The 14,757-nt window shown below is 31.4% G+C and carries 12 protein-coding genes; 9 read left to right on the top strand and 3 right to left on the bottom strand.

The window, feature by feature from the left end:
• Positions 1-17 precede the first annotated feature (17 nt).
• Together ACVC3Y_RS01750 and ACVC3Y_RS01745 are read left to right on the top strand one after the other, a co-directional pair.
• Positions 18-1,307, top strand: a complete 1,290-nt coding sequence (locus ACVC3Y_RS01750; protein ID WP_452225948.1) for a glycosyl transferase family 1 — start codon at positions 18-20, stop codon at positions 1,305-1,307.
• Between the two features lie 60 nt (positions 1,308-1,367).
• On the top strand, positions 1,368-2,825 hold the full coding sequence (locus ACVC3Y_RS01745) for an oligosaccharide flippase family protein (protein WP_303425732.1): 1,458 nt from the start codon (positions 1,368-1,370) through the stop codon (positions 2,823-2,825).
• 87 nt (positions 2,826-2,912) lie between these two features.
• Here the strand turns inward: ACVC3Y_RS01745 and ACVC3Y_RS01740 are convergent, their stop codons facing one another.
• A complete protein-coding gene (locus ACVC3Y_RS01740; RefSeq protein WP_452225947.1) occupies positions 2,913-4,013 on the bottom strand; it encodes a hypothetical protein in 1,101 nt (366 codons plus the stop codon).
• Positions 4,014-4,289: 276 nt separating this feature from the next.
• Here ACVC3Y_RS01740 and ACVC3Y_RS01735 point away from each other — a divergent pair, with 276 nt between their 5' ends.
• A complete protein-coding gene (locus tag ACVC3Y_RS01735) occupies positions 4,290-5,120 on the top strand; it encodes a TlpA family protein disulfide reductase (RefSeq protein ID WP_452225946.1) in 831 nt (276 codons plus the stop codon).
• 90 nt (positions 5,121-5,210) lie between these two features.
• Here ACVC3Y_RS01735 and ACVC3Y_RS01730 read toward each other — a convergent pair whose 3' ends face one another.
• The gene (locus ACVC3Y_RS01730) at positions 5,211-5,591 is read right to left on the bottom strand and encodes a RidA family protein (protein WP_303425738.1); all 381 of its coding nucleotides are present in this window, start codon (positions 5,589-5,591) and stop codon (positions 5,211-5,213) included.
• A gap of 74 nt (positions 5,592-5,665) precedes the next feature.
• Entirely contained in the window at positions 5,666-8,401 is a 2,736-nt protein-coding gene (locus tag ACVC3Y_RS01725) for a putative LPS assembly protein LptD (RefSeq protein WP_452225945.1), read from the bottom strand.
• A gap of 127 nt (positions 8,402-8,528) precedes the next feature.
• On the opposite strand from ACVC3Y_RS01725, the gene ACVC3Y_RS01720 reads away from it, so the two are divergent.
• The 6 genes from ACVC3Y_RS01720 to serB all read left to right on the top strand — a co-directional run bounded on the left by ACVC3Y_RS01720 (position 8,529) and on the right by serB (position 14,675).
• Positions 8,529-9,647, top strand: coding sequence for an N-acetylmuramoyl-L-alanine amidase family protein (locus tag ACVC3Y_RS01720; protein WP_452225944.1), 1,119 nt, complete (start codon positions 8,529-8,531; stop codon positions 9,645-9,647).
• Between the two features lie 55 nt (positions 9,648-9,702).
• Positions 9,703-10,650, top strand: a complete 948-nt coding sequence (locus tag ACVC3Y_RS01715; protein WP_452225943.1) for an MlaD family protein — start codon at positions 9,703-9,705, stop codon at positions 10,648-10,650.
• 12 nt (positions 10,651-10,662) lie between these two features.
• The gene (locus ACVC3Y_RS01710) at positions 10,663-11,976 is read left to right on the top strand and encodes a 4Fe-4S dicluster domain-containing protein (RefSeq protein WP_452225942.1); all 1,314 of its coding nucleotides are present in this window, start codon (positions 10,663-10,665) and stop codon (positions 11,974-11,976) included.
• 136 nt (positions 11,977-12,112) lie between these two features.
• Positions 12,113-12,904, top strand: a complete 792-nt coding sequence (locus ACVC3Y_RS01705) for a (Fe-S)-binding protein (RefSeq protein ID WP_303425744.1) — start codon at positions 12,113-12,115, stop codon at positions 12,902-12,904.
• A 40-nt stretch (positions 12,905-12,944) separates the two neighbouring features.
• Positions 12,945-13,430, top strand: a complete 486-nt coding sequence (locus ACVC3Y_RS01700; RefSeq protein ID WP_452225941.1) for an ABC transporter ATPase — start codon at positions 12,945-12,947, stop codon at positions 13,428-13,430.
• A gap of 21 nt (positions 13,431-13,451) precedes the next feature.
• Positions 13,452-14,675, top strand: a complete 1,224-nt coding sequence (gene serB, locus ACVC3Y_RS01695) for a phosphoserine phosphatase SerB (protein WP_303425748.1) — start codon at positions 13,452-13,454, stop codon at positions 14,673-14,675.
• The last annotated feature ends 82 nt before the right edge of the window (positions 14,676-14,757 follow it).

The raw sequence follows: 14,757 nt of genomic DNA, 5'->3' as shown, positions 1-14,757 counted from the left end.
TTTAAAGGAATGTCAAAATGAATAAAAAAAAAGTACTTATTATAAGCTATTACTGGCCACCAGCTGGAGGGCCAGGAGTACAGCGTTGGCTTAAATTTGTAAAGTACTTACCAGAATTCAACATAGAACCTATTGTTTATATTCCTCAAAACCCTAGTTATCCTTTAATAGATGAAAGCCTTGTTGAAGAAGTGTCTAATGCAACGACAATACTTAAACAACCTATTAGCGAACCTTATAAGTTAGCAGGAATTCTTTCTAAAAAAAACACAAAATCTATTAGTAAAGGCTTGATTCCTGATGTAAAAAAGCAAAGTATTTTACAGCGTTTATTATTGCTTATTCGTGGTAATTTCTTTATTCCAGACGCTAGAAAAGGTTGGGTAAAGCCATCGGTAAATTATCTTTCTACTTACATAAAGGACTATCATATTAATACAATTGTTACAACAGGACCACCACATAGTCTTCATTTAATAGGCTTGAAACTTAAAGAGAGGTTAGGAGTAAATTGGATTGCAGATTTTAGAGATCCTTGGACAACTATTGGCTACCATAAAGAGTTAAAGCTTACCAGTGCTTCCAAACAAAAACATATCGATTTAGAACGTAAAGTTTTGCAAACTGCAGATCAAATTATTGTAACAAGTACAATAACAAAATTAGAGTTTCAAGAAAAAACAAAGCAACCAATAGCAGTAATTACAAATGGTTATGATGTTGAAAAAACAAAAGCAATTTCATTAGATGAAAAATTTACATTAGCACATATTGGTTCTTTATTAGCAAAAAGAAACCCGGAAGTTTTATGGAGAGTTTTAAATGAATTAATAACAGAGAATAATGAATTTGCAAAACAGTTTCAGTTAAAATTAGTTGGAGCTGTTAGTCCAAATGTAATTAATAGTATTGAGCGTTATGGGTTAACTAATCATTTAGATATGGTTGGCTATGTTTCACATAGTGAAGCAATTATGTTTCAGAAGGAGTCACAATTATTGTTGCTGATTGAAATCGATTCAGAAGAGACCAAATGCATCATTCCTGGGAAATTATTTGAGTACATGGTTTCTAACAGACCTATAGTTGCATTTGGTCCAAAAGGAACAGATGTAGAAAAAATTATAGTAGAAACCAATACCGGAAATTATTTTATTTATTCGGATTATGAAAAATTAAAAAGTGTAATTTTAATGCATTTTAAAGCATTTCAAGAAAACAAACTAAAATCGAATGCTATTGGATTGCAAAAATATAGTAGGAGAGAACTTACTGGTAAATTAGCAGAATTACTTCGTGAAAAATAGAATTAGCAAAAATGTAGTAACTTGCTTTTTGGAATTTAAATTTAGGGATTATATTATAATATGGGAATAGTTGCTTCACAATCCATTAAAAACACCATCGTTACCTATTTAGGTTTTGGTGTTGGAGCAATTAACACCTTGTTTTTATATACCGCTTTCTTATCTCCTGAACACTATGGATTAGTAATTTATGTACTTTCTACTGCAAATTTAATGATGCCATTACTAATTTTTGGCGTTAATAATACTTTAATAAAATTTTACTCTTCGTACAAAACAAAGAAGCTTCAAAACAGCTTTCTAACTTTCATGTTGTTTTTACCTTTGCTTTTTGTTATTCCTGCTGGTCTTTTAGGTTCCTTATTTTATGAAACTATTGCTAATTGGTTAGCAAATGAAAATCAAATAATAAAAGATTATACATGGTTAATATATGTATTAGCCGTTGCTTTTGCATATTTTGAAATCTTTTTCTCATGGAGTAAGATTCACTTTAAATCGGTGTTTGGTAATTTTATGCGAGAAGCTTTCCATAGATTAGGTACAATGACTTTATTACTAGCAGTATTCTTTAATAAACTAACTGTAGATCAATTTATTTACGCAATAACTATAGTTTATATTATTCGTATGTTGATTATGATGGGCTATGCTTTTAGCATTCGTTTTCCTAAGTTAATCATTACTAGATCTTTTGATTATATTACTGTTTTAAAGTATAGTTTTCTTATCATTATTGCTGGTTCTGTATCCATGATATTATTAGAGTTAGATAAGTTTATGCTTGGTGAGTTAATAGAAATAGAAAATGTAGCATATTATAGTGTTGCCATTTTTATTGCAACAGTAATTGCTGTGCCTGCTAGAGCAATGCAACAAATTGTGAATCCGTTAACAGCTTCCTATTTAAATAATGAAAACCATTGGGATTTAGAACAACTCTATAAAAAAAGCTCTATAAATTTATTTATAATTGGAGGTTTTATTTTTGTTTTGATACTGGTTAATATCAATCAGTTATATGCTTTATTAAAACCAGAATATAGTCAAGGATTATTTATTGTAATTGTTATTTCTGCAGTAAAATTAGTAGATAATCTTTTAGGAAATAATAATGCTATTATTTTTAATTCTAATTATTACAGAATTATATTAACCTTTGGTTTCTGTATTGTATTACTTGCTGTTAGTTTAAATTATTTGCTCATTCCTATCTATGGAATAGAAGGAGCAGCAATTGCAAGTGTTATTGCTTTTACTATTTATGATGCATTAAAATTATGGTATGTAAATTTAAAATTTAAAATACATCCTTTCACAAGTAAAACAGGATATACATTAGTGTTAATTTTATTCCTTAGTTTAGGTTTTTATTTCTGGGAATTCCATTTCCATCCTATTATTAATATTGTTATTAAAAGCACACTGGTAGCAATTTGTTATGCATTTGTTGTGTTTAAATTCTCTTTATCTAAAGATATCACAACACTAATAAAAAAATTATTAAAAATTGAATAAGATATAGGCTTTCTAATAAAAGAAAACCCTATCAAGTTGCTTTGGGGCAAACTAATGATAGGGTTTTCAACTAACTAACCAAAATTTTTATCTTCTACTTTTTGTGCTTCTTGAGCTAGAGGTTGTTCTATTTGTATTTCTAGATGATCTGCTTGTAACTTTGCTATTTGCTCTAACAGATGCATTACTCGCTACTTTTCTATTGGTTCTTGGTATACTAGTAGATACATTAGAGTTTTTTCTAGGTGTACTTGTTGTTACTCTTGGTGTAGACCTCGTTTTTTGTTTTGTAGAAACCGAAGTTCTAGGTCTAGGTACATTTGTTGTTGTTCTAGGTTTTGTTGTATTCGTTTTTACTCTAGGACTAGAATTATTAGTTCTAGGAGTACTTGTAGCTACTCTTGGCCTTGGAGTGTTATTTCTAGGAGAAGAAGTTGTTACTCCACTTCTAGGTCTTGGCGTGTTTGCACTTACTGTATTTCGAGGTCTATCGTTTCCTCTAGTAGCCAATTCACTTCTTCTGTTTATTGTGTTTCCTCGTCTACTAGCAACTGCTGAGGTACGTCTGTAATTGTTAGAAAAAGGTCTAGTATATTGGTATCTAATAGGTCTATAATTTTGTCTATATGGTCTATTAAATACAACACAATGATTAATATTAGGAATTCTAAAAAAAGCATGCCATGGTCTATAAACATAAAAGCGGTTATACATATTTATGTAACCTGTATGGTGTGAAAAACGGTTATATCTGTTATAGTGAACATATAAACCGCCAACTTGTGTTACAAAACCAAAATTATTATAGTTAATAAAAATATTTCCCACTTGGCTAACTCGACCATAGTAATCATAAAAAACTGGAACATGTTCTACTTGAACAATGGCGCCAAACTCATCATATTGCACATATGCATTATAATCGTATCCTGAGTTAAAACTAATATTTGTATTACCATGATTCACAGACACATTTATGTTTGGTCCATAATTACGCATGTAAAAATCAAATTGACCATCCGGAAAGATTGAAAACTCTACACCTTGTTCTACAAAAATGAAAGAATTTCCATAACCTCTAGAAGTGCTACTAGTATTAATATTGTCGTCTACTGTTGTGGTTGTAGTTGCGTTTACAGTAAATCCTGTTAAAAGGATTGTTGTTAAAATTGCTAAAATCTTTTTCATAATTGTAAGTTTTAAAATTGAACTTACTATAAGAGATACAAGCATCGTGCCAAAAAAACAAACCGGCTTTTAAAGCGCATTTTTACAGCTGTTTCATTGATTTTCTTTTTATCTAAGTAGAAAGTAAAGTTTCTATTTTGTAGAATTTTTTAATGCAATTATATGTAACTATTTTTTTTATAATATAAATTTTCACCTGTAATAGTCAATATTTTATTAATTCAACTATATTTGTAGTTATATAACTGTAAATATAGTTATAAAACATTTTCCTTCATGAATACAAATAAAAAATTAGTAAATAGAAAAAATGTAATATGTAAATTAATTCTAGCTTTAAGTTTTGTCTTATTTAATTTTTATGCTTTAGCACAAGAACAAGAAATTAAAAAGCCAGAATATGTAATCATATCAAATAACAAAATAATTACAAAAGAGCAACTTAAGGCGCTAGGTAATAAGGGCTTAATTAAAGCCATGAATAAAGGTGTTAGTATAGAAAAGTGGCGAGAACTATTAGAAACTATAGGGGATGAAGTAGGTGACAGAGAGTTTATTATTATTATAGACCTATTTACTGAAGAAGAGAAACAGCAACTCCAAGTAAAATTAGAGGGGACACCTAAAATAGAAAAAAAACAAAAAGCGCAAGTAAAGGAGCTGAAGTTAAATATAGGGGATATTGCAAGTGACTTTAGTGTGCAAATGGTAAACAACGAAGTTATCAGGCTATCCAATTTAAAAGGGAAAGTTGTTCTAATTAATTATTGGGCAACTTGGTGTGCGCCGTGTTTAATGGAGTTTGCAGAATTTCCTGAAAAAATATTAGAACCTTTAAAAAATAAAGATTTTGTTTTAATACCTATTGCTATTGGTGAAAAAAAAGAGGTGGTTTATAATAAAATCAGGAAAATGAAAAAATACGGTGTTAATTTTAATGTTGGTTATGATCCCGAAAGTGAAATATGGAACCAATATGCAACAGGAGCAATTCCTAAAAACTTTATTGTGGATAAAAATGGAGTTATTAAGTATATTTCTATTGGTAATGCGGAAGGAAATGTAGACAAACTAGCAATAGAAATTAATAAATTACTCGAGGAATAGAGAATTGTAATTTTGGTAATTATCTGGTTTAAAACCCCAAAATATTTGATTGCTATTTGGGGGTTTTAATGGTATTTAAAAATGTAAAATTTAAATAACAGCTATACAGCTAATCTCTACATTTACAAATTTTGGTAAGTTAGCAACTTCAACAGTTTCTCTAGCAGGAGCAGAGCTATCATTAAAATATTGACCATATACTTCATTTATTGGAGCAAAGTTGTGCATATCGCTAATAAAAATAGATGTCTTTATAACATTATCGAAAGTCATGTTTGCAGCAGCAAGCACGGCTTTCATATTTTCCATAACTTGTTTGGTTTCAGTTTTAATGTCGTCTAAAACTAATTCTCCTGTTTCTGGATGTAAAGCAATTTGTCCAGATGTATATAAGGTGTTTCCAGAAAGTACAGCTTGATTGTATGGACCAATAGGTGCTGGTGCGTTTGGTGTAGTGATTATTTTTTTCATGATTATAAAGTTATTCAATTACTAATTATTAAGTTGTATAAATAACTTAATAATCATAACTATTTTATTAAAACCTAAAGTTGATCATCAGGCTGTCTACGTTTTTCGTACTTGATATCTTTTAAAATACTAGATTTAATTCCTATAAAGAAATTCCAAGAACTTCTTGTACTAAACGGTACCCATGAAAAGTTCATTCGCCAACTTAATAAATCCCGTTCAAAACGCAACTGTGTATAGGTGAAACCTTGATTTTTTAAATCGTAACCAGAAGATGCTCCAACAGACCACCTTGGAGCAAATTCAATATCTCCAGAAAACATTAGCGAATGCGATGATATTTCATTTTGTCTTGCAGCATTCGAGTAGTTTACAGCGTATGCAAGACGTAAACTCCAAGGTATTTTATAATTATAAAATTCACTAGGTTTTTTTTCTTCTTGCTCATTGTTGTTTAATCTTTGGTCTGCAAAATCTTGATTAACACCAAATAAATCATCTGCTCGTCCACCACTACGTAAATTTTCTTCTCTGCTGTTTTCTCTACTTTCGTCGTTATCACCACTAAAAGTTTTACTATTTAATGTATAATTCATGGTTAGGTTTGCGCTTGTAAGTCTAAATAAGCTTCCTCCATTATTTACATTGTAAGTATCTATTTTACTGTTATTATTATCTAAAGCATAAGGGTCTAATACAGCTCCAAAGTTAATAGACATTTTATCATCCAGTATTTGTGTTCCACCACTTACACGTAAAGGACTCCACTGTAGTGAATCTCCAGCAAAATTATATGAGGTGGAAAAATTTAAATTATTTAATAAAATGATTTTTTTTGCTTCGGTTGCAGTACTATCTTTATCTCTTACTTTAGCTTCAAAATTATTAGAAAGATTTAACCCTAAAGAGCTGGAAAAAGTTTGACTTGGAGAACCATAAATATTATCTTCAAAACGTGTAAAATCTACAGTTTCTACTTCTTCAGCAACTTCTCCATCTGCTGTAACAACTTCATAAGAATCCCAATACCTATCAAAAGAAGGGTTAATATTATAGCTTACCGAAGGACGCATAACATGCCTAATGGCTTTTATTTTTCTATCTTCTCCTTCTTTTTCAAAATTAAACATTCCGTAAAGTGTGGTTCCTAAACTTGTGCTAAAATTGTAAGTTCTAAAAGCATCAAAACCACTTTTTTCTATTTCAACTTCTTCTTCTAAATCCGTATCGTAATATTTGTCTATAGTTTTAAACGTCCAGTTTTCTTCATAATTGGTACTAGCACTTAAACTAAAATATTTGAAAAGTTTGAAGTTTGTAGACAAAGGAATGCTATGCTGAATACCGCTTTTTGCATCGTCCCACATTTCTTTTTTAAAGAAAAGAGAATCTGTTGTAGTAATTCTATTTTCTGCACTTAAATTATACTGAAAGTTTATATTTTGTATAATTCCTTTTTTGGTTCCAGTTTCGCTTGCAAATGGAAAGATTCTGCTAACACTTGTTTGTATAGTAGGAAGCGTCATTGTTATGCTCTCTGTATTTGTGTTTTGAGAATGTGTTGCAGTAGCACTAAAATTTACTTGTGGTTCACCTTGAAATGTTTTAGAATAGGAGATAGAAGAAGACAACGTATTGTTTAAAAAATTGGCAACGTTTACTTGATTTATCGAGTTTTGATAATAGGTGCTACTTCCTAGGTTTACGGATGCAGAGAAACGTGAATTTGGACTAGCTTTTGTGTCTTGACTGTGTGACCAACGTATATTATATATAGTGCTTTTTGAGTAATCTGAAAAACCACGTTCGCTAGTAATTAGATTTTCATATCTAAAACCAAGATTACCGTTAAACTTGTAGCGAACATTATATTTACTTTCTAATCGTAAACCATAACTACCATTGGTGTAATAATCACCAAGTACTGCTAAATCTAAATAATCACTTAAAGCAAAATAATAACCGCCATTTTGTAAAAAATATCCTCTAGAGTTTTGCTCACCAAAACTAGGGAATATAACACCAGAAGTCTGTTTTTTTGTCAATGGAAAATATGCAAAAGGCAATCCAATAGGAGTAGGAACTCCATAAATAAACATATTAGTTAATCCAGTAGCAACCTTTTCGTCAGGAACTACTTTGGCTTTTCGTAACAGAAAATAATATTCTGGATCCTCCCGGTTTTCTGAAGTTGTATATTTAGCGTTTTGTACAAAATACACCGAGTCGTTTTCTTTTTTAGAGACCTCACTATCAAAAAAACCGCCAGCTTGTTCTGTTCTAGAATTAAATATTAAAGCTTTTTCTGTATCAATATTGAAACGAATAGAATCTGGTTCTACAATTTGTGTGCCTTGTTTAAAAACAGGGTGTTGGGTGTATTCGCCTAGAGAATCTTTAACCCTTCCTGCATATACTTCATTTTTGCTATAATCGATTACAATTATTCCTGCTTTAATTTCCATGTCGCCATAAATAATTTCGGCTTCGTTATATAAATACAATTTTTGCTCTTTCTTATTAAAAGAAGTATAGTCTTTCGCTTTGTAACTAACAATGTCGGTAAGGAATTCCGATTTAGGCTTAACGGAGTCTTTTTTTGTAGAGTCTTGGCCTTTTTCGGTGAGTTCCAATATAGAAACCGCTTCTTTTGGCTGTAAAACATCGTTTACATTAACTGCAATTGTGTCTCCTTTTTTTATAGGTGCAATCTCTCCTCCAGATTTAGGTCTGTCTTGTGCAAAGCCAAACATGTTAATAAACATGGTAAAACTTAAAGCAAAAAGTATTTGAAATTTATTTGTACGCAACGCTTTTAATGTATTTTTGTAAAAGTATGGCTCGGTTTTTGAATTGCCAAAATTACATATATTTTTTATGATTAATTTAATATTAAGCAATTTAAAATAATACAAGCCTAAAATAGTTATTATCTGTATGCAAACGAATAGATTATCACAATTCTTATCTTTTATAATAGTATTAACGTTTTTTGTTAATATATCTAATACATATGCACAACAAACAGAAAAATTTGTAGTAGTAATAGATGCTGGTCATGGAGGGCATGATCCTGGAAGACCAACAAAAAATGGGTATACAGAAAAGGATATTGCTTTAAAAGTTGCTTTGCAGGTTGGTAAAAATCTAGAGAGTAATAAAAATATTAAAGTTATTTATACCAGAAAAACCGATGTCTTTGTAACACTTCGTGGAAGAGCAAAAATTGCTAATGATGCAGATGCAGACTTATTTGTTTCTATTCATTGTAATGCACACCACACACAAGCACATGGAACAGAGACATATGTATTAGGTGTTGGTAACACAGAACGTAATTTTAATGTTGCTAAAGCTGAAAATGAAGTAATATTTTTAGAAGATAATTACGAAAAACATTATGAAGGTTTCGATCCTAATGCTCCAGAATCTTTAATAGGCTTGACTTTAATGCAGGAGGAATATGTAGATCAAAGTATTATGTTGGCAGATTTAGTAGAAAAAGGATTTCAAAACAAATTAAAAAGAAAAAGTAGAGGTGTAAAACAAATTAGCCTTTGGGTGCTGCACAACACATACATGCCAAGTGTTCTTATTGAAACTGGATTTATTACAAATACAAGTGAAGGAAAATATTTAAATTCTTCTAAAGGCCAACAAGAAATCTCTAAATCTATAAGTAATGCTATTTTAGACTATAAAGGTACTTTAGATCAAAATATAGGGGAATTTGTTTTTACTCCTCAGGAAGAATTTCCAAGTGTCACTAATGAGAAAGAACAAATTATTGAAAATGTAGTTTTTAAAGTGCAAATTGCTGCTAGCTCAAGAAAACTAGCTCCAAAGGCATATAATTTTAAAGGGTTAGATGCTATTTCTAGAGAAAAAGAAGGTGCTCTTTATAAATATTTTCATGGATATACATCCGACTTTACTAAAGCTAAGAATTTACAAGCAAACGCAAAAAGTAAAGGATATACATCCTGTTTTATAGTTGCTTTTAAAGATGGAATAAAAATTACTCTAGACCAAGCCTTAAAAACAAGTGCTAATTAGAGCCATTCTTTATAAATTTATTTCTAATTTTGTTTCATAACCAATCCAATTTATATTGAAGTTATCTAGAGAAATTAAAACAGCCATACTAGTAATATTAGGAATTGTATTCCTAATTATTGGTATTAATTATTTAAAAGGTATAAACATCTTTCAACAAAAAAATGAATTCTATACAGAATTCGATTATAATGCACTTACGCCTTCATCTCCCGTCACCATTAAAGGAAATAATGTAGGAAAGATAAATAGTATTAAATACGATTTCGAATCTGGTAAAACTCGTGTAGCTTTTACCATCGATAAAGATTTAAAGTTTTCTAAAGAAAGTAAAATGCGCCTTTATGAACTAGGATTAATGGGAGGAAACGCAATGGCTATCATTCCAGTAGAAGGAGGAGTTCCTGCTAAAAACGGAGACTTCTTACAGTCTGAAGTAGAAGAAGGTCTTGTAAAAAGCTTAACAAGTAACTTTTCTGGATTAAGTTCTGGATTAGATGGTACATTAGAATCTGCAGATTCCCTTCTTGTAAGCCTAAATAAATTAGTAAAAGACGATACAGAAAAAGGATTAAAAAATGCTATTGGAGAATTAAACACTACCATAAAATCTTTTCAAACGTTATCGTATTCCTTTAACTCTTTAATTGCTAAAAACGATGAAACACTTACTTCTATGCTTTCTAATTTCGATAAAGTAAGTAAAGATTTAGGTGCACTTTCTGAAGATTTAAAAGATGTAGAATTATCAAAAACTGTTAAAACCTTAGATGAAACCTTACTTAATGTAAATACACTTTTAGCAGATTTAGATAAAGGAGAAGGTACTCTTGGTAAGTTACTTACAGACGATGACCTATACAATAACTTGGAGGTAGCTTCGCAACAATTACAAGAATTATTACAAGACTTTAAATTAAACCCTAGCAGATATGTAAAAGTTTCTGTCTTCGGAAAAAAAGATAAAGCAGGCTACGTGAAACCAGAAGACGAAAGACAATAAACCAACCATTACATGAATTACTTACCAAATATAATTTTTGCCATAGCCCTAATTTTAGGCTTTGGTTATTTTGCTAAAAATGTAAAAAAACTTGTTCGTAATATTAAACTAGGGCAAGATGTAGATGTTAGTGATAATAAGTCACTACGTATGAAAAACATGATCAACATCGCTTTAGGACAAAGCAAAATGGTAAAGCGTCCAGTTTCTGGGTTTCTTCATGTTGTTGTTTATGTAGGATTTGTAATTATAAATATTGAAGTTTTAGAAATAATCATCGATGGGCTTTTCGGTACACATCGTATTTTTTCTAGTGTATTGCCAGAAGCAGTTTATGGTTTCTTAATTGGTACTTTCGAAATTCTAGCAATTTTAGTTCTAGTTGCAGTAATCATTTTTTGGATAAGAAGAAACGTAATAAAATTAGCGCGTTTCTGGAAAGACGAAATGAAAGGTTGGCCAAAAAGTGATGGAAACTTTATTCTGTATTTCGAAATGGTTTTAATGACTTTATTTCTAGTCATGAATGCAACCGATGGTACTTTTCAAGAAGCAAATTCCGGAAATATTATTAGCCAATATATAGCACCTTTGTTTTCCGGTATAGCAGAGAGCACAGTACATTTCATTGAAAGAGCAGCTTGGTGGCTACACATTGTTGGTATTCTTATATTCTTAAACTACCTGTATTTTTCAAAACACTTACATATCCTTTTGGCTTTTCCAAATACCTATTATGGTAGAGTAAATAATAAAGGAGAACTAAACAATTTAGCATCTGTAACTACCGAAGTTAAGATGATGATGGATCCAAACGCAGACCCGTTTGCAGCAGCTCCAGAAGGAGCAGAAGACGAAGTTCCTGCAAAATTTGGAGCAAGCGATGTACAAGATTTATCCTGGGTACAATTATTAAATTCTTACACCTGTACAGAATGCGGACGCTGTACCAGCGAATGTCCAGCAAACCTTACTGGAAAAAAGCTTTCACCTAGAAAAATCATGATGGATACTAGAGATCGTCTAGAAGAAGTGGGTAAAAATATAGATACTAATAAGGGCACGTTTGTCGATGATGGCAAACAACTGCTTGGCGATTATATTACTAACGAAGAAATCTGGGCATGTACCAGTTGTAACGCCTGTGTAGAAGCTTGTCCTGTAAGTATAGATCCGTTATCTATTATTATAGAAATGCGTCGATACTTGGTAATGGAACAAAGCGCAGCGCCAACAGAATTAAACAATATGATGACAAATATTGAAAATAATGGTGCACCATGGCCTTATAACCAACAAGACCGATTAAACTGGAAAAACGAGTAGATTAATTTGGGCGTTACCACAAGGGTCGCGCTTTCGGCAGTCGCTTTTTTTAAGAAAAATAAAAAAGAGCTTCAACAATGCCTCTATCGCTAACGCAGTTAAAAACTAAAAATTAAATTTCGAAAATTACAACATAATGAGCGAACAACTTAACGTACCAACAATGGCAGAGTGTATGGCAGAAGGTAAAACACCAGATATTTTATTCTGGGTTGGATCTGCTGGAAGTTATGATGATAGAGCTAAAAAAATAACGAAAGCCTTTGTAAAAATATTAAACAAAGCAAACGTTAATTTTGCAGTATTAGGTACCGAAGAAAGTGCTACAGGAGATTTAGCAAAACGAGCAGGAAACGAGTTTTTGTTTCAAATGCAAGCCATGATGAATATTGAAGTGCTTAACATGTACGAAGTGAAGCGTATTGTAACTTGCGACCCACACTCCTTTAACTGTTTAAAAAACGAATATCCAGGACTGGGTGGTGTGTACGAGGTTATTCATCACACACAGTTTATAAAAGAATTAATTAGCTCAGGAAAGCTAGATGTTAAAGAAAGTGACTATAAAGGAAAACAAATAACCTTTCATGATCCTTGTTATCTAGGTAGAGCAAATTCTGAATACGATGCACCAAGAGATGTGTTAAATGCTCTTAACGCTAATCTCGTAGAGATGAAACGTAGCAAAGCAACAGCGTTATGTTGTGGAGCAGGAGGCGCTCAAATGTTTAAAGAGCCAGAAAAGGGAGATAAAGATATTAATGAGCTTCGAACAGAAGATGCTTTACAAACAAACCCAGATATTATAGCAACGGCTTGCCCGTATTGCATGACTATGATGTCTGATGGTGTGAAAGTAAAAGAAAAAGAAGCACAAATAAAAGTGATGGATATTGCTGAGTTAATTGCTAGTTCGCAAAATTTGTAATTAATACCTTTTCTGTAATTCATAATCCTTAATTTAAAAAATGTTAGTAGACTTTAATACATTACCAGAAGAATCTCGCGTTTGGATCTACCAAGCAAATCGTTCTTTTTCAGATCAAGAAATGGAAGAGATTTCTAACAAGCTAAATATATTTATTGAAAATTGGGCGGCACACGGCGCAGATTTGCAAGCAGGATATAATCTTGTTTATAAGCGATTTATAGTTATCGGTTTAAACCAAAACATGAACACTGCGACTGGTTGTTCAATCGATGCTTCTGTGCAATTTATCCAACAATTAGAAAAAGATTACAACGTAGATTTAATGGATAAAATGAATGTCTCCTACAAACAAGGAGAGTATATTGCTTATAAATCTTTAACTGATTTCAGAAAAATGGCAAAAGACAAAGCAGTTTCTAAAAATACTATAGTCTTTAATAATTTAGTAAATACAGTTGCTGAGTTTAAAGAAAACTGGGAGGTTCCAGCTAGCGAAAGTTGGCATAGCAGATTCTTAAATTAAGTATAGCAAATAAAAGCAAGCATGAGTAATGAGATTTTTTTATTAAACATTTCTGGACCAGACAGACCAGGATTAACTTCAAGTTTAACAGGTGTTTTAGCAGAATATGGCGCTAAAATTCTAGATATCGGTCAAGCAAATATACACGACACACTTTCTTTAGGTTTTTTGTTTGAAATTGGTTCTAAAAAAAAATCAGCAGCAGTTTTAAAAGATTTGCTTTTTAAAGCATACGAACTAGGTGTAACAGCCAAATTCAGCCCAATATCTTTAGAAGATTATGAAAAATGGGTTTCCCTTCAAGGAAAAGATCGCTACATCATTACTATATTAGGAGAAAAACTTGCTGCAGAACAAATTTCGGAAGTCACTAAAGTGATTTCAGAAATTGGTTTAAATATTGATGCTATTAAAAGGTTAACGGGGCGTATCTCACTTACGCAAGAAGAAGAGTATCCTAGAGCTTCTATACAGTTATCTATTCGAGGTAAAATTGATAATAAACCAGAATTGACTGCTAAATTTATGCAGATCTCTCATGATTTAGATGTAGATATTGCCTTTCAAGAAGACAATATTTATAGACGTAACAGACGTTTGGTTTGTTTCGATATGGATTCCACGCTAATACAAGCAGAAGTAATAGATAAGCTCGCAGAACTTGCTGGTGTTGGAGATCAAGTAAAAGCTATAACAGAATCTGCAATGCAGGGAGAAATAGACTTTAATGAAAGTTTTAAACAACGCATGAAACTTTTAAAAGGCCTAAGTGAAGATGTGTTACAGGATGTTGCAGTTAATTTACCAATCACAAAAGGAGCAAAAAGACTAATTGATACTTTAAAGAAGTATGGGTTCAAAACAGCTATTCTTTCTGGTGGTTTTACGTATTTTGGTCATTATCTACAAAAAGAATTAGGAATGGATTATGTGTATGCCAATCAATTAGAGATAAAAGATGGTGTATTAACAGGAGGTTATCTTGGTGAAATTGTAGATGGTAATAAAAAAGCGGAGTACCTTAGAGAAATTGCTACAAAAGAGGGTATAGATATTAGTCAAACCATTGCAGTTGGTGATGGGGCTAACGATTTGCCAATGTTAAACTTAGCTGGTTTAGGTATTGCATTTCATGCAAAACCAACGGTTAAAGATAATGCACAAAGCTCTATATCTAGCATTGGTTTAGATGGCGTATTGTATCTTTTAGGATATCATGACCGGCATATTGATCTGCTAGAATAGCTTCTTTAATTTGCTTTCTTAAATTCTAAATAATTAAAGTTTCTAGACTTACGTGTAATATTCTTTGTTTTACCTTGCTCAT

This window comes from Lacinutrix cladophorae (assembly GCF_053604645.1).
Note: the sequence above shows the minus strand (reverse complement) of the source record. Positions and strands in the feature narration are given on the sequence as shown.

Coding starts and splice junctions, on each gene's coding strand:
- ACVC3Y_RS01705 (WP_303425744.1), top strand. CDS start 12,113: ATGAGCGAACAACTTAACGTACCAACAATGGCAGAGTGTATGGCAGAA.
- ACVC3Y_RS01720 (WP_452225944.1), top strand. CDS start 8,529: ATGCAAACGAATAGATTATCACAATTCTTATCTTTTATAATAGTATTA.
- ACVC3Y_RS01730 (WP_303425738.1), bottom strand. CDS start 5,591: ATGAAAAAAATAATCACTACACCAAACGCACCAGCACCTATTGGTCCA.
- ACVC3Y_RS01735 (WP_452225946.1), top strand. CDS start 4,290: ATGAATACAAATAAAAAATTAGTAAATAGAAAAAATGTAATATGTAAA.
- ACVC3Y_RS01710 (WP_452225942.1), top strand. CDS start 10,663: ATGAATTACTTACCAAATATAATTTTTGCCATAGCCCTAATTTTAGGC.
- ACVC3Y_RS01740 (WP_452225947.1), bottom strand. CDS start 4,013: ATGAAAAAGATTTTAGCAATTTTAACAACAATCCTTTTAACAGGATTT.
- serB (WP_303425748.1), top strand. CDS start 13,452: ATGAGTAATGAGATTTTTTTATTAAACATTTCTGGACCAGACAGACCA.
- ACVC3Y_RS01750 (WP_452225948.1), top strand. CDS start 18: ATGAATAAAAAAAAAGTACTTATTATAAGCTATTACTGGCCACCAGCT.
- ACVC3Y_RS01700 (WP_452225941.1), top strand. CDS start 12,945: ATGTTAGTAGACTTTAATACATTACCAGAAGAATCTCGCGTTTGGATC.
- ACVC3Y_RS01745 (WP_303425732.1), top strand. CDS start 1,368: ATGGGAATAGTTGCTTCACAATCCATTAAAAACACCATCGTTACCTAT.